15 protein-coding genes are annotated in these 15451 nt (G+C 55.5%); 7 read left to right on the plus strand and 8 right to left on the minus strand.

From position 1 onward, the window contains the following. The first annotated feature begins 47 nt into the window (after positions 1 to 47). Entirely contained in the window at positions 48 to 701 is a 654-nt protein-coding gene (locus V5T82_RS00525; RefSeq protein ID WP_332893618.1) for a hypothetical protein, read from the plus strand. Positions 702 to 727: 26 nt separating this feature from the next. Then, positions 728 to 1240 (plus strand): L,D-transpeptidase family protein, encoded by a 513-nt coding sequence (locus V5T82_RS00530; RefSeq protein WP_332893619.1) that lies wholly within the window; start codon positions 728 to 730, stop codon positions 1238 to 1240. On the opposite strand, the gene V5T82_RS00535 is transcribed toward V5T82_RS00530, so the two are convergent. After that, positions 1237 to 1938 (minus strand): YggS family pyridoxal phosphate-dependent enzyme, encoded by a 702-nt coding sequence (locus V5T82_RS00535; RefSeq protein ID WP_332893620.1) that lies wholly within the window; start codon positions 1936 to 1938, stop codon positions 1237 to 1239. The two genes, V5T82_RS00530 and V5T82_RS00535, sit on opposite strands and share 4 nt — an antisense overlap. A 52-nt stretch (positions 1939 to 1990) precedes the next feature. On the opposite strand from V5T82_RS00535, the gene V5T82_RS00540 reads away from it, so the two are divergent. Continuing rightward, complete coding sequence (locus V5T82_RS00540; RefSeq protein WP_332893621.1) at positions 1991 to 2596, plus strand: thiamine phosphate synthase; 606 nt, start codon at positions 1991 to 1993, stop codon at positions 2594 to 2596. A 111-nt stretch (positions 2597 to 2707) separates the two neighbouring features. Here the strand turns inward: V5T82_RS00540 and V5T82_RS00545 are convergent, their stop codons facing one another. Beyond that, the gene (locus tag V5T82_RS00545; RefSeq protein ID WP_332893622.1) at positions 2708 to 3829 is read right to left on the minus strand and encodes a porin; all 1122 of its coding nucleotides are present in this window, start codon (positions 3827 to 3829) and stop codon (positions 2708 to 2710) included. A 380-nt stretch (positions 3830 to 4209) separates the two neighbouring features. Here V5T82_RS00545 and V5T82_RS00550 point away from each other — a divergent pair, with 380 nt between their 5' ends. The 4 genes from V5T82_RS00550 to holA all read left to right on the plus strand — a co-directional run bounded on the left by V5T82_RS00550 (position 4210) and on the right by holA (position 8966). Further along, the gene (locus tag V5T82_RS00550) at positions 4210 to 4761 is read left to right on the plus strand and encodes a DUF3576 domain-containing protein (protein ID WP_332893623.1); all 552 of its coding nucleotides are present in this window, start codon (positions 4210 to 4212) and stop codon (positions 4759 to 4761) included. 35 nt (positions 4762 to 4796) lie between these two features. Next, positions 4797 to 7361: a leucine--tRNA ligase gene (leuS, locus tag V5T82_RS00555; protein ID WP_332893624.1), complete on the plus strand. Its 2565-nt coding sequence runs from the start codon at positions 4797 to 4799 to the stop codon at positions 7359 to 7361. Between the two features lie 82 nt (positions 7362 to 7443). Next, the gene (gene lptE, locus V5T82_RS00560; RefSeq protein ID WP_332893625.1) at positions 7444 to 7917 is read left to right on the plus strand and encodes an LPS assembly lipoprotein LptE; all 474 of its coding nucleotides are present in this window, start codon (positions 7444 to 7446) and stop codon (positions 7915 to 7917) included. Beyond that, on the plus strand, positions 7914 to 8966 hold the full coding sequence (gene holA / locus V5T82_RS00565; protein WP_332893626.1) for a DNA polymerase III subunit delta: 1053 nt from the start codon (positions 7914 to 7916) through the stop codon (positions 8964 to 8966). The genes lptE and holA overlap by 4 nt, the downstream gene beginning before the upstream one ends. 161 nt (positions 8967 to 9127) lie before the next feature. Here the strand turns inward: holA and V5T82_RS00570 are convergent, their stop codons facing one another. The 6 genes from V5T82_RS00570 to V5T82_RS00595 all read right to left on the minus strand — a co-directional run bounded on the left by V5T82_RS00570 (position 9128) and on the right by V5T82_RS00595 (position 15404). After that, complete coding sequence (locus tag V5T82_RS00570; RefSeq protein WP_332893627.1) at positions 9128 to 10018, minus strand: ParB/RepB/Spo0J family partition protein; 891 nt, start codon at positions 10016 to 10018, stop codon at positions 9128 to 9130. A gap of 34 nt (positions 10019 to 10052) precedes the next feature. Then, positions 10053 to 10847, minus strand: a complete 795-nt coding sequence (locus V5T82_RS00575; protein ID WP_332893979.1) for a ParA family protein — start codon at positions 10845 to 10847, stop codon at positions 10053 to 10055. Positions 10848 to 10929: 82 nt separating this feature from the next. After that, a complete protein-coding gene (rsmG, locus tag V5T82_RS00580) occupies positions 10930 to 11553 on the minus strand; it encodes a 16S rRNA (guanine(527)-N(7))-methyltransferase RsmG (protein WP_332893628.1) in 624 nt (207 codons plus the stop codon). Between the two features lie 102 nt (positions 11554 to 11655). Then, positions 11656 to 13539, minus strand: a complete 1884-nt coding sequence (mnmG, locus tag V5T82_RS00585; RefSeq protein WP_332893629.1) for a tRNA uridine-5-carboxymethylaminomethyl(34) synthesis enzyme MnmG — start codon at positions 13537 to 13539, stop codon at positions 11656 to 11658. A 165-nt stretch (positions 13540 to 13704) separates the two neighbouring features. Further along, positions 13705 to 15063 carry a tRNA uridine-5-carboxymethylaminomethyl(34) synthesis GTPase MnmE gene (gene mnmE, locus V5T82_RS00590; RefSeq protein ID WP_332893980.1) on the minus strand — a complete coding sequence of 453 codons (1359 nt, stop codon included), beginning with the start codon at positions 15061 to 15063 and terminating at the stop codon, positions 13705 to 13707. Further along, a complete protein-coding gene (locus V5T82_RS00595) occupies positions 15060 to 15404 on the minus strand; it encodes a (2Fe-2S) ferredoxin domain-containing protein (protein ID WP_332893630.1) in 345 nt (114 codons plus the stop codon). Before V5T82_RS00595 ends, mnmE begins: the two co-directional genes overlap by 4 nt. Positions 15405 to 15451 lie beyond the last annotated feature (47 nt).

The following is a 15451-nucleotide window of genomic DNA, read 5'->3' on the forward strand; positions in this document are numbered from 1 at the left end:
AGAGGTCCGTTTTGGACTTTGGCAAACGATAAGCATTGGAAAGAACCATGGACATCAGTCCCTATCAGGCTGACGCTCTACTTGGACAACGGGAAAAATCCCGGATAGTTGAGCGTCCGCCCGTCACCGAAATATCGGGTATTGGCGGACAAGGATCGCAAAGCGGCGAAGAAGACGGCAACATCTTCTTCGACACGTTGGTCGATACGGTCAATCCGCTACAGCATATACCCGGTGTCTCCAGCGTCTATCAAGCCGCCACCGGAGACGAAACCAATCCCATCGCCTCCATGGCGGGCGGATTTTTGTTTGGCGGACCCATCGGACTTGCGGCCGGCGCTGCGTCGTCTTTTTTTGAAATGATCACGGGCGACAGCGTCATGGGCCACGTGGCGTCGCTGTTCGGCGAGGAAGAAGTTCCACAGCCGGAAGGTGGCTTAACGGAACTGGCTTCAAAGGCCGATCCCGGCGCGCTGGAATCTCTCATACGCCCAACGGGTTCACCTTTAAGCCTTGAAAACTATCAAGCTTTTGCCCAAGCTCAAGCCCAACAGAACATCGGCACGGGCGCCCAATCCCAAGATGTCAACTGGACGTCCAACATTTGGACATCCCACGCGCTAAAAGACGCCACGGGTATCTATGAGACCAACCAGCAACTGGGCGAACATCAAAAACGCATGGATGACGCCATCGTTTAGGCCTGGACACAGGGAGCAGCTCAGCCATGGTGCTTGAACGCATCACTGTTGATCCGCAAGGCTGGATCGTCGCCGGCGAACGGCGGCTGCGCTGCGCCTTGGGCAAAGCGGGCATCACCAACGCCAAGGTGGAAGGTGATCTGGCGACCCCTGCGGGCCTTTTGCATATGGAGCGAGTTTATTATCGCGCGGACCGCATGGTCGGTCCGCCGATCACATCCTTGCCCGTGGACGAAATCGAACCCGACATGGGGTGGTGCGACGATCCCGACCATGGGGACTATAATCAACTGGTGACACTGCCCCACCCCGCCCGTCATGAAAAATTGTGGCGCGAGGACAGCCTGTATGATGTTGTCGTGGTTCTGGACCACAACACCCATCCTGTTGAATCTGGGCGAGGCAGTGCCATTTTCATGCACATCGCCAAGCCAGATTTTTCCGGAACGGAAGGCTGTATAGCCTTGGATAAAAAAGATTTATTGCAGTTATTACTAAATTGCAATGAAAGCACAGAGATCGAGGTGTCCGCGCCTTAAGCCTCACCGGGTTTGGGGCGCGTGCCAAAGATGGCGGTGCCCACACGCACGTGTGTTGCCCCAAACGCGATGGCGGTTTCGAAATCGCTGCTCATCCCCATACTCAAATTCACCAGACCGTTACGCTCGGCGATTTTAGCCAGCAGCGCAAAATGCAACGCGGGCTCTTCGTTAACGGGGGGGATGCACATCAAACCTTTGATCTCGAGATCCAGTTCATCGCGACACAGGGTTATGAAGGCATCGGCGTCTTTGGGCGATATTCCGGCCTTTTGCGCCTCTTCGCCCGTGTTGATTTGCACGAAAATCGGTAGCCGCTTGTCCGCCCGCACAAATTCCTTCGCCAAACCGCGCGCCAATTTTTCCCGATCGACGGTTTCGATCACGTCGAACACCTCAACCGCCTGCTTAATTTTATTGGTTTGCAGCGGCCCGATGAGGTGCAAAGTGAGATCTGGATACTCCGCGCGCAACTGTGGCCACTTCCCAACAGCTTCTTGCACGCGATTTTCGCCAAAAACCCGCTGTCCGGCCTCTAATACCGGACGAATGCGCTCAAGTCCGTGCACTTTCGACACTGCGACCAAGTGAACTCCGGCTTTTTCCCGCCCCGCGGCGGCGCTTGCTGCGTCAATTTGGTCTTGAACCGTTTTAAGCCCTTGGACCGAATTAAAATCGGGGTTATGAGTTGCAGTCATGAGTGAAAACTCCGTCTAGGCGCATCCTGCGCTGGATGATACATAGAACATTATGAAGAAGCCAGCCGCGCTTGCCTGCTCCCGCCTGTGGGGGGATAAAACCCGCAAAACGTCACGTATTCCGCAGTTTTTCGTGATGAGCGACATCCTGCGTCTACCCAATCCCAGCGTCGTTTTTGGCCACCTGCCCAAAGGCAGCGCGGTCGTTTTGCGCCATACCGACCCGGCACAGCTGGAGCACTTGGCGCGCACCATCTTGCCAAAAGCGCGCAAACAGGGTTTTAAGGTTTTGATCAGCAATCATGTCCACTTAGCCCTGCGCCTGGGCGCGGACGGTGTGCATCTCTCACAAGCCGCGCTGCGTTTGGGCTTGTGGCGCCGCCAACGTGCAGGGTTTCGTCCTGGTTTTTTAATCACAGCCGCCCATCACGGCTTTCGCCAATTTCCCAAGACCGACATCGATGCTTATCTGTTGTCCCCGGTTTTTTTCACCAAAAGTCACCCAAAGACCAAACCCATGGGAATTATGCGCTGCGTGCACATGGTTAAACAAAGCCCCAAACCTGTCATAGGTTTGGGGGGAATCACGGCTAAAAATGTGGGGCGTTTAAAAGGCAGTGGTCTTTTTGGAATTGCCGCCATTGGTGCTTGGCTTTAAGGCTGATCTCGCACGGCGTTCATCAATCGAACAAAACCATTTACACAAAAAGAAAGGGCGGTCCGAAGACCGCCCTTCCCCTAGATCTTTCGATCCGAAGTTTACTTCAACTTAGAAGCCAACTTCGATACCGGTGATCAGGCCGTTGCCGTCCAAGCCGTTGGACGTACCAGCAACGTCGCCTTCCGGATCGGATTCAACGTCGAAGTAGGTCGCGGTCAGAGCAACGCCAGCACCCAAGTCGTAGGTAGCGGACAACTGCCACATGGTGTCTTCGTCGTCACCTGCGGTAGCGGTCGTGCCTTTGTCTTCGGAGTTCATGTAGGTAGCAGACAGGCTGTACGGACCGGTTGCGTATGCAACGCCGATTTCGTAGCCTTTGCCGTCAGCAGAGTCGGTGTTCACACCAGACGTCGGCTTGCCGTCAAAGTCGTAGTATGCACCACCAACGGTGAAGCCAGCAACGCCAACGCTCAAGCCCAGACCGGTTTGGTCGTACAGAGCGGAGGTGCGGCCGTGAACGATGGATGCATCAACGGTAACGCCGTCGAAGTCACCAGCGTAAGCAACACCGAAGGAGTAGCCGTCACGCAGGTTGGAGGTGATCAGCTGACCAGATTCACCAGCGCCGGAGCCTTCAGCTGCGGACCAGGAAGCACCAACGGTGACGCCAGCAAAGCTCGGAGAGATGTAAACGGCTTTGATGGTGTCGTCCGTCCAGTTGCCGTCCATGTCGTTGGCTTGCAGGCCGATGGTCGCAGCGGTAGCAGAAGCGGTAGCAGCGCGCGAACCGGCGATCCAGTCGTTGACGTCGTTCCAGTCGTGGTTACCAGCGTTCGGAGCGCGAACGTCCAGAGCAGCAGCAGCGTGCGGACGTGCACCCAAGGACACAGCACCCATAGCGTCGGAGCTGACGGTCACGTAGGATTCGTCCATGTTACGCGTACCAACAGCGTTAGCTTCCAGTTGCATCGTTGCAGCAACTTTCAAGCCGTTGTCCAGGGTCGTGGAACCAGTGAAGTAAACTTCGCTGTTACCTTGTTGGCCCAGGCCGGTGTCGCGGTTGACAACGTCGTTCGTGGAAACGGTAGCAACTTCATCAGAGTTGCTGAAGCCAACGTACTGGCGCATGAAGCCGCCCAGTTCGAGTTTGATTTTGTCAGCAGCGAAAGCTTCGGTGGACAGGGTGCCCAGGGCGATGACTGCCGTGGTACCGAGAAGGATCTTTTTCATGGTTTCTCCTAAGTGTTTTTTCAACGTCTACCGCTCCCCAAAAAGACGCGCGATAGAACTCCCGAATAATTGGATGATGCATATTCTACCGAGGCTTCTTCAAAATCAATCAATTCTCATCTGCTGTGATGTAGAAAACCCAAGGGCGTGATAATTTTGCAACAGAACCGGGAACACCTTGTTAACCAATAGCTCTTATCAAATTTCAACCAACTGTCATAATCTTTCCTCCGATCACGTGTGATTTCTCGGTCACACCCAGCTCAATGCCCCCGTAAAGTTCATCAAAACCCCCGATCTCAGCTGTTTTGCTTCACTTATTCTATTGCGTATCTGTTGGGGATGTTACACATTGCCACCCTGGCCTACGGAGACATTTCATGACCAATCAGAATTTTAAACGCACACTCTTACTTGCGACCATCTGCACGCTTATTCTTGGAGCTTGTGAAGGTGGCAAGGTCATGACCGTTCGTAAAAATCGCGCGGGCGAAATCGGCAAACAATATGAAGAAACCAACCCACGCGAGACCATCTTCGGTGGCGAAAGCGTTTTTGGAAATGATTCCAAATCCCGCGGCGGCTCGGCTGGCGGCGCGCTCGGCGTCAACACGTATCTTTGGCGAGCAACGCTCGACACCATCGCTTTTATGCCCATGAACAGCGCCGATCCGTTTGGCGGTGTGATCATCACCGATTGGTATTCCCCGCCGGAAACCCCTGCGGAGCGCTTTAAACTGAATATCATTGTTTTGGATAAAGCTTTGCGTGCCGATGGTGTACGGGTTTCCGTTTTCCGCCAAATCTATGACCAAAACGGAAACTGGAGAGACGCTCCGGTGGATGCCGAAACGGCACGCCAAATGGAAGACGCTATCTTGACCCGAGCCCGCCAATTGCGCAATGAAACGCGCATGCAAGATCACCAATAACACCCTCGCGCCTCTATTTCAGGACCTTGACGACCATGTCGCGTTACAATTTCAAAGAAACCGAAGCTAAATGGCAAAAAGCTTGGGAAGACCACAATACATTTGCCGTTTCGGTCGATCGCTCCAAAGAAAAATACTATGTGTTGGAAATGTTTCCCTACCCTTCGGGACGCATCCACATGGGACACGTGCGCAACTACACCTTAGGGGACGTCGTTGCGCGCTATAAAAAGGCGCAAGGGTTTAACGTCTTACACCCCATGGGCTGGGATGCCTTTGGGCTTCCGGCTGAAAATGCGGCCATCCAAAACGACAGCCACCCCGCGACCTGGACGATGCAAAACATCGACACCATGAAAGCGCAACTTAAAACCATGGGGTTGTCGTACGATTGGAGCCGCGAGCTCGCGACCTGTACGCCGGACTACTATAAGCACGAACAAAAGATGTTCCTGGACTTCTTAAAAGCGGGCTTGGCTTATAAAAAGGAATCCTGGGTTAACTGGGACCCGGTTGAAAATACGGTTCTCGCCAATGAACAGGTCATTGACGGCAAAGGTTGGCGCTCTGGCGCACCTGTTGAAAAAAGACAGCTGTCCCAGTGGTTCTTGAAAATCACCCAATACGGCGATGATTTGCTGGACGAAATCAAAAAGTTAGAACGCTGGCCCGAAAAAGTCCGCATTATGCAGGAAAACTGGATTGGGCGGTCCGAAGGGTCACAGGTGTTCTTTGAACGCACCGACAACGGCGAGAAGCTAGAAATCTACACCACTCGCCCCGACACGTTATATGGGGCATCGTTCATGGCCATTGCCGCAAACCACCCCATTGCGTTGGATCTGGCCAAAGACAACGCGCAACTGCAAACGTTTATTGACGACTGCAATGCCCTTGGCACGTCTGAGGCCGCCATCGAAAGTGCGGAAAAACAAGGGTTCAATACCGGGCTCAGCGTCAAACATCCGTTCATTGACGGCGCAACCCTACCGATTTATGTCGCCAACTTCGTTTTGATGGAATACGGCACTGGGGCCATCTTCGCCTGCCCCGCAGGCGACCAGCGGGACTTGGATTTTGCCCGCAAGTACAACCTGCCGGTCATCCCTGTGGTCGCGCCGAAAGACATTGCCGGCACCGCAGAAGAACAAGCCTGGCTTGAAGACTTTGCTGCTAACGCGACCGAAGCCTTCACGGATGAAGGCATTGCCGTGAATTCCGATTTCTTGAACGGCATGACTTCCGCCGACGCCAAATCCACCGTCATCAAACAACTTGAAGAAACGGGTCAAGGCCAAGGCACGGTTCAATACCGCCTGCGCGATTGGGGCGTTTCACGCCAACGCTATTGGGGCTGTCCGATCCCCATTATTCACTGCGGCGATTGTGGTGAAGTCCCCGTGCCGCACGACCAGCTCCCCGTCACCTTGCCCGAAGACGTCACTTTGGGCGGCGCGGGCAATCCTTTGGATGCACACCCGACCTGGAAACACACCACGTGTCCTCTCTGTGGCAAAGACGCCCTGCGCGAAACGGACACCTTTGACACGTTTTTTGAATCCAGCTGGTATTATGCGCGCTTCACCGACGCCCAAGCCGACACCGCTTTTGGCAAAGAAGAAGTCGATTACTGGCTTCCGGTCGATCAATACATTGGCGGCATTGAGCACGCCGTTCTGCACTTGCTGTATTCGCGGTTTTTCACCCGCGCGCTCAAAGACTGTGGCTACCTGGAACTGAAAGAGCCCTTCGATGGTTTGATGACCCAAGGCATGATCTGTCATGAAACGTATCAAGACCAAGACGGCAAATGGCTGACACCTGAAGAAGCCGAAACTTTAGATGCCCAATCGGTCAACATCGGCCGTTCGGAAAAAATGTCGAAATCCAAAAAGAATGTGGTCGACCCGGAACTGATCATCGGAACCTATGGGGCCGATACAGCGCGTTTATTTATGCTGTCCGACAGCCCACCGGATCGCGATTTAGATTGGACCGACAGCGGCGTCGAAGGGGCTTGGCGTTATGTCGGGCGCGTGTGGCGCATGATTGCTGAACAAACAGACGCTTTGGGCGACTTAAGTGATGGGCAAGCGAGCGATCTGCCGGACGCCGCCGCCAAAATACGCGCCCTGGTGCACAAGACCACGGACGCCGTGGCCAAAGATTTTGACGCCTTCCGCTTTAACAAAGCCGTGGCGCGCATTCGCGAACTCACCAATGCCTTGGAAAGTTTCAAAGACACCGACGCGGCTTCCAACGGCGTGCGCCGCGAAGCCTTTCAAATGCTGGCCGTCATTATCAACCCGATGATGCCGCACTTGGCGGAAGAAATTTGGTCACAGCTGGGTCACGGCGACCTCGTGGCCAATGCGCCGTGGCCAGTGGTTGATGACCGTTTGTTGGTAGACGACACGGTCACGGTCGCCGTTCAGGTTATGGGAAAAATGCGCGGCACCATTGAACTGGCGAAAGATTGCCCCCAAGATCAAGCCCAAGCCGCTGCGCTGGCTTTGGATACCGTTAAAAAAGCCATGGATGGCAAAGATCCACGCAAAATCATCGTGGTGCCAAACAGGATCGTCAATGTCGTGGTCTAACCTTAACACCCCCACCCTTTTGCGCAGCCCTTTGGCCATCTTGGGTTTGTGTTTTGCTTTAAGTGCTTGCGGCTTCAAGCCCATGTACGCAACGTCACCGGGCACGGTTGGCGCAAATGCTTATTTGCGTGCTGTTTTCATCGATCAAATCGATGAGCGCGTCGGTCAAATGATGCGCACCGCCCTAAAAAGGCGTTTTCATCCGACGCGCACGAATGCGGCCTATCAATATTCCCTGCAAATCAGCACCACCGAAAGCATTTCAGAATTGGCCGTCGAAAAAGATGCCTCGACCACCCGCGCCAATCTGAAGCTTTTTGCCACATTCACACTGGTTCGGATCGCCGACCAGCAGGTCCTACACAGTGGATCCGTGCGCGGTGTGGCCAGCTATAACAATTTGACGTCGCACTTCGCCACCCAAGCCGCCAAAAAGAACGCGCGCAAACACGCGGTCGACTCCATCGCCGATCAGCTGAAAACCCAAATCACCGTTTACTTCAACGGACCGGGTCAAAAGCAACCCCCCCTCGGCAAGGTGCGGGCAATCCAGTGAAAATCACAGGCGCCAAAATCGAAGGTTTTTTGCGCGTCCCAGACCCCAATGCGCGCGCCATTTTGGTGTTTGGTCCAGACGAAGGCCTGGTCCGCGAACGCGCCGTGCAATTGGCGAAAACCGCCGTCGAAGATCTTTCCGACCCCTTTCGCGTGGTCGAGCTTAGCCCCGCTGATCTCAAAGCCGATCCGGCGCGCCTGACGGACGAAGCCGCGTCCATGTCCTTTGGCGGCGGCGATCGGGTCGTGCGTTTGCGCCAAGCCAACGAACAATGTGTCGCCGCCTGCCAATCCTTTTTGGACATGGATACACCGGCCGATGCCTTGGTGGTGATTGATGCCGGCGATCTCACGCCCCGCTCCAAATTGCGCAAAATGTTTGAAACCGCCAAAAACGCAGCTTCCATCGCCTGTTATGCAGACGACATGCGCTCGCTTCCCGATGTCATTCGCAACACCTTGAACCAGTACGGACTGAGTGTTGATCGCGACGCCATGGCGTTGTTGTTGCAATCGTTGGGCTCTGATCGATCCGTCACCCGTGGCGAGCTGGAAAAGCTCGCCCTGTACATGACCGGACCCGACGCCGATGGCGCCAAGCAAATCACCGAAGCCGACGTGCGCGCGACCATGGGTGACACGGCGGCCAGCGCCGTGGACGACGTGGTTTATGCCACCGCCAGTGGTGACACCCAAAAATTGGAAACCTCACTCAGCCAAGTGATCGCCGACGGGACCAGCGCCGTCGCCTTGGTACGCGCCACCGAACGCCACTTTCAAAAACTGCATTGGGCGCGCGGTCAAATATCTAACGGCATGAACGCCGACCAGGCCACAAAATCCATGCGACCACCGATCATCTTTAAACGTGCCGATGCGTTTCGGGCGCAATTGGCAACTTGGCCGGAATCGAAACTTTCTCGGGCTTTTGAGATTTTGACCCAAGCTGAAATCGATTGCAAAACGACCGGTTTACCTGCAAATGCAGTTTGTTCCCGTGCGCTGCTCACCCTTGCCCAGGCCGCTCGGGCGGGCCAAAGGCGCCGATAGGCTCTAAATCGCCAACAATATCAAACTTTTATCGCCTAATGTTATTCTTGTGCAATCTATTATTCATAGAATTACATCTTAATATGCGGGAAAATACCGTCACTCACACACAATGATGTTCAAAACCTGAGTGTTTAACCGGGGATTTTGCGCCGGATGGATCAGTCATCACTGCTGGACGGGCCATGGCTCAGGCGCGCCAGCAAGCCATCGAGCTGTTCGAGGGATTTGTACGTGATAACCACTTGCCCCTTGCCGCCCTTATCGCGGATATCGACTTTCAAGCCGAGCATATTTGCCAGATCTGTTTCCAGTGCCACCGTGTCCGCATCTTTGGCGGTTTTGGCACTGGGACCTGAGGCTTGAGGCGCATTATCAGCGCCTTTGACCAGTTGTTCCGTTTGGCGAACATTCAAACCTTGGGCCACCACAGCCTTGGCCAAGTCTGCGGCATTGGGGGCGCCAACCAGACAGCGCGCATGACCGGCAGAGATGTCACCACTGTCCAACAAGTCTTTGACATCACCGGGCAAAGTCAGCAAACGCAAGGTGTTGGCAACGTGGGAACGGCTCTTGCCCAAGGCTTGGGCCAGCTGCTCTTGGGTGTGACTGAATTCATGCATCAAACGATGAAAGCCCTCGGCTTCTTCCAAGGGGGACAAGTCTTGTCGTTGCAGGTTTTCAACAAGTGCGACTTCCAAGGTTTCTTTGTCATCGAAGTCGCGGATGATCACCGGCACGTCGTGGACCTGGGCTTTTTGCGCCGCGCGCCAGCGGCGTTCACCCGCGATGATCTCAAACTCACCGGCAACGTCGGGGTGCGGACGCACAAGAAGCGGTTGCAGCACACCCTTTTCGCGGATCGACTGGCTTAGATCTTCCAACATGTCGTCGCTGAAGTTATGGCGCGGCTGATATTTGCCCGCATGTAGGTTTGCAACAGGCAAAGTCTTAGTGGTTTCGCCCGTGTCCAGATCGGCGACGACCTTTTCTACCGACTCCCCCCCGCCCAATAAAGCGGACAGACCCATGCCCAGTTTCTTTTCGGCCATTCTTCAAATTCCTTAGGCTTTTATCTATTTGGTCTTAAACGCTGACGTGACCTTCGCGGCGCAGAACTTCGCCCGCCAAATGCAAGTAAGCTTGTGAACCGGCGCACTTCATGTCGTACATCAGCACCGGGCGGCCATGGGACGGCGCCTCGGAAACCTTAACGTTGCGCGGGATCACGGTTTTGTAAACCTTGTCACCAAAATATTCGCGCACATCCGCCGCCACTTGGTCGGACAGGTTGTTGCGTTTGTCGAACATGGTCAGCACGATGCCCTGGATTTCCAGGTCCGGATTGAAGGCGGATTTGACCCGCTCCACGGTTTTGAGCAAGTGGCTCAAGCCTTCCAGTGCAAAAAATTCACATTGCAGCGGCACCAAGATGGCTTGCGCCGCAGCCAGGGCGTTCAAAGTCAACAGGCCCAAAGCCGGCGGGCAATCGATCAGGACATAATCATATCCCAATGCCCCATCGCCAATGGCTTTTTTCAACTGATGCTCACGGTCTTCCATGTCCACCAGCTCCAATTCAGCCGCCGACAAATCGACGCCTGCGGGCACGATGTCGAGCCCCGGCACGTTGGAGGTCTGAATAGCGTCGCTCATCTTCACGCCTGCGATCAACATGCGGTACGTGTCGAGCTTACGGTTGCCCCGGTCAATCCCCAATCCCGTGGACGCGTTGCCTTGCGGATCCAGATCGATGATCAAGACCTTTTGTTTCACAGCGGCTAAGGCGGTGGCCAGATTGATGGCCGTTGTGGTTTTGCCCACCCCGCCCTTCTGGTTCGCAACCGCGATGATGCGCGGGCCTTTTTCGGGTTCGGGCATGTTCATGATGTCCCCTACGGTGGTGGTTGGCAAATCTGACCAGTTGCTCATGACGGTATCCACTCTTGCTCGACGGCGCGGCCTAGTGTTTTGGCCGACAGTCTGAAATCTCTAGAATCATGCCCGCCGAGTCGGATCGGCTAGGGTGACGATGAACCTGCATATTCCAGTCTTTTTGGGCTGCGGTCAATTCGTCCTGCCAGCGCCGACCCTTTAAAAACAGGTATATCCCTGTGGATAAGCTGTGCATGTCGGCAAAGCTCAGAAGTTTGTCCAAGGGAGCCAAGGCGCGTGACGTCACAATATCGGCCTCAAGGTTTTCGACCTTTTCGATGCGCTCCGTATGGATGGTGACGCTCAAACCCGCAGCCCGCTTGACTTCGCGCATGAACGCACATTTGCGCTGGTCGCTCTCAATGAGATGTATGTCCAAACGCGGCTTCAGACAAGCCAGCACCAAAGCGGGAAAACCAGCGCCGCTGCCGAAATCCACAACTTTTTTTCCATCCGCGATTAAGGGGGCCAATTGGGCACTGTCCAACATATGACGGCGCCACAGATCCGGGACAGTATCTGGGCCCACCAGATTTATTTTCTGCTGCCACTTCACTAAAAGGTCCGCATAGATCTGCAGACGCTCCATCACCTCGTCATCGAGGTCGAACGCCTGCTTCACATCGGTTGCGGTTAGCCCTTTTTCCGTCATCAGAGACCCTTTCGATGGGCGAATGTTTCACGTGAAACATTCCCCGTTCAGAACCACAGACGGATAGCCTAGCTTTCCATGGTAAATGAATGGTTAATCGCGTTATGCGGACTTTTGTTTAGATTGTTTGCGCACGTGGGACAACAACAGCGTCAAAGCCGACGGCGTCACCCCGGAGATCCGGGCGGCTTGACCCAAAGTGGTCGGCCGCACGGCTTGGAGCTTGGCGCGGACTTCATTGGACAACCCGGTGATGGCTGCGTAGTCCAGATTGGCGTCCAGTCGCAAGGCTTCATCTTTGCGAAACGCGTGCACGTCCGCTTCTTGTCTGACCAAATATCCAGAATAGCTGGCTTCGATGTCCGCCTGCTCACGGACTTTGCCTTGGATATCCACCAATTCCGGCCAGACACCGATCAAATCATCCCACGTGATGTTGGGATAAGCGAGCAACTGTTTGGCACTGCGCCGCTGGCCGTCTTGATTAATTTTCAAGCCATGTTTAGACAATGCAGCCGGTGTGGCCTTGAGGTTTTTAATGGTGTGCAAAGCAGCCTGAACTTGGGCTTCTTTCGCGCGAAACACATCGAGACGGTTTCGAGCGACACACCCCACAGCCCCGCCCCGCTCCGTCAAACGGCGATCCGCATTATCGGCACGCAACCGCAAACGATACTCAGCGCGCGACGTGAACATGCGATAAGGCTCTTGCGTGCCCAAGGTCACCAGATCGTCAATCATCACGCCGATGTAGGCTTCTGATCGATCCAGGATAAACGGCTCTTCCCCGCCGCTGGCCCGAATGGCCGCATTGACCCCGGCCATAAGACCCTGGGCGGCAGCTTCTTCATAACCCGTGGTGCCGTTAATCTGCCCCGCCAAAAACAAGCGCGGAACTTTGCGCGTTTCCAAGGACGGATTCAATTCACGCGGATCAACAAAATCATATTCAATGGCGTAGCCGGGCTGGAGCATCCGGGTTTTTTCCAAACCGGGAATGGTTTTCAACAAAGCCAGCTGCACGTCTTTGGGCAGAGATGTTGAAATGCCATTGGGATAAACCGTAGGATCGTCGTAACCCTCGGGCTCCAAGAAAATCTGATGGCTGGTGCGTTCGGCAAAACGCACAATTTTGTCTTCGATAGACGGACAATAGCGCGGACCCGTACTCTCGATCTGCCCAGAATACATGGGCGAGCGCTCCAGGTTGGCCTGAAGAATGGCATGCCCTTGCGGCGTCGTTTGGGTGACATAACACGCGATCTGGCGCTGCTCGATCTTGTCATTCAAGAACGAAAACGGTTCCGGCGCTTCATCTCCAGGCTGCGGTTTGAGCCCCGCCCAATCAATGGTGTCGCCGTCCAAGCGCGGCGGCGTCCCGGTTTTCAGACGACCTGTGGTCAACCCCACCCGGCGCAAGGTATACGCCAAGCCCACGGCACGCGGATCGCCCACACGTCCTGCCGGAAAAGTCTGTTCGCCCAAATGAATCAGGCCGCGCAAAAATGTGCCTGTGGTCAGAACCACGGCGCCAACTTTCAAATTGGTGCCATCGTCCAAGACCAGGTTGGTCACGGCGCCGCTGCGGTTTAGTTTGATATCTTCGACAGCCCCTTCCCAGATGGACAAACCGTCTTGTTCCGCCAAAAGATCTTGAACCGCTTGGCGATACAGCTTGCGGTCGGCTTGAGCCCGGGGCCCCCGGACCGCTGGACCCTTGGAGCGATTGAGCATACGGAATTGTATGCCGCCCCGGTCAATGGCCCGGCCCATGATCCCGTCCAGGGCGTCGACCTCTTTGACCAACTGACCCTTCGCCAATCCGCCGATGGCCGGATTGCAGGACATTTCACCGATGGTGGAAATCTTGTGCGTGATCAGAACCGTAGACGCACCCATGCGCGCGGCGGCAGCGGCGGCCTCCGCGCCCGCGTGTCCGCCGCCGATGACGGCGACATCATATGTGCGTTGGTTCTGGTTCTTCATGGCGCGGAACTTATGGACGCGCGCCGCCCGGGTCAAGGACTATCGCGCCAAACCCGGTCACGAGCGCGTGAAATGTTTCACGTGAAACATTGCGGCTTTGAAACAGGGCTTATAGGCCAAGGGATACAGAGGGGCGTTAAGGCCTTGTTTACTCCTTATTTTCCGTCATTTTCCAATACAGAAATCATGGAAAATCACGTCGAGCAAATCTTCGACGTCCACCCGGCCGGTGATGCGCCCCAGCTCCCGCGCCGCCAGACGCAAATCTTCTGCTTCCAACTCGGCGCCCAAATGATCCGGATTATCGCGCAGAATAAATCGGTCCAAAGCCTCCAGGGTCCGTTGCAGAGCTTCGGTATGACGCAGACGCGTTGGCGCCGGGCCATCGGATTGAGTGCGGCACTTGTCGGCGACCAAATCCGTCAATCGGGCCAACAGGGCGTCCATCCCCTGCCCGGTCTTCACAGACAACGGCCAGACCGGGTGATCATCAATGGTCTCCGGCACACTTTCGCCCGCCAGCTCGGCCTTGTTCACCGCGACCAAAGTGTCTGTTTCCAACAAGCCCCGGGTGACAGGATCCAGGTCCGGCAAAGACGTTCCGTCAAAAACCGCGAGCTTAATGTCCGCCGTGTCCGCCCAGCCCTTGGCCCGGCGCACACCTTCTTGTTCAATGACATCGCCCGTTTCACGCAAACCGGCCGTGTCGGCCACTAACAAGGGATAACCGCCCAAGTTCAAATGCACCTCAACCACGTCACGCGTGGTCCCGGCAATGTCCGACACAATGGCCGCTTCGCGCTGGGCCAAAGCGTTCATCAGTGAAGACTTCCCGGCGTTGGGGGGGCCGATGATGGCAAGGCGCACGCCTGTGCGCAGCCGCTCCCCTCGCCGTCCGTCTTGAAGATGCCCAGAAATGGCCGCACGCAAATCTTTGACACTGTCGACCACCGCCAGATGCAAATCTTCAGGCAATTCTTCATCGCTGAAATCCAGCTCGGCCTCAAAGTGCGCCATGGCGCGGACCAATTGATCGCGCCAGCCGTCATAGATGGCACCCAGTTCCCCTTCCGATTGGCGCAGCGCCTGTTTGCGCTGGGCCTCGGTTTCAGCTTCTATCAGATCGGCGAGGCCTTCCACCTGGGTCAAATCCAGCTTGGCGTTCTCAAAAGCCCGGCGGGTAAACTCCCCCGGTTCCGCCAAACGTAGACCTTCCATGTGGGAGAGCGCGCTCAACACACCATCGATAACCGCCAAGCCGCCATGGACGTGCAACTCGACGACATCTTCTCCGGTAAAACTCGCCGGGCCCGGAAACCATAACACCAAGGCATCGTCCAAGGTTTCTCCCGTCTGGGGATCGGACAAACGCCAGAGTTTCGCCAAGCGAGGCTGGGGCATAGGTTTTTGAGACAGAGCTTGCAAAGCCGGGGCCGCCTGCTTCCCGGAAACCCGAATGACCCCAACGCCGGAACGCCCGGCACCGCTGGCCAGCGCATAAATCGTATCCGCCCCGCCCATCATGGCCACTTGGGCCCGTCTGCGGGTTTCAAAATTAAGCGCTCGACCGGGGTTCCGTTTTGCAGGTGTTCGGCCAAAATGGCGTCCACGTCTGCAAAAGTTTCCATCTTGTACCAAATCCCTTCGGGATAAATCACCACCACCGGGCCCAGTTCACAACGGTCCAAACAACCTGCGGAATTCACCCGCACCCGGTCCAGGCCCAATTCTTTGGCGCGCACTTTCATATAATTGCGCAGCTTCACGCCATTGTTCTGAGCGCACGATCCGCGCGGATGGCCTTCGGGGCGTTCATTGGTGCAACAAAAGACATGAAGGCGGAAATAGGGGTCCGGTGTGCTCATGGTTAATTTTCTCTAAACAGCCTTAAGCCTTATGAATTTTGGGGTTG

Source organism: Magnetovibrio sp. PR-2 (assembly GCF_036689815.1).
Taxonomy (GTDB): Bacteria; Pseudomonadota; Alphaproteobacteria; order Rhodospirillales; family Magnetovibrionaceae; genus Magnetovibrio.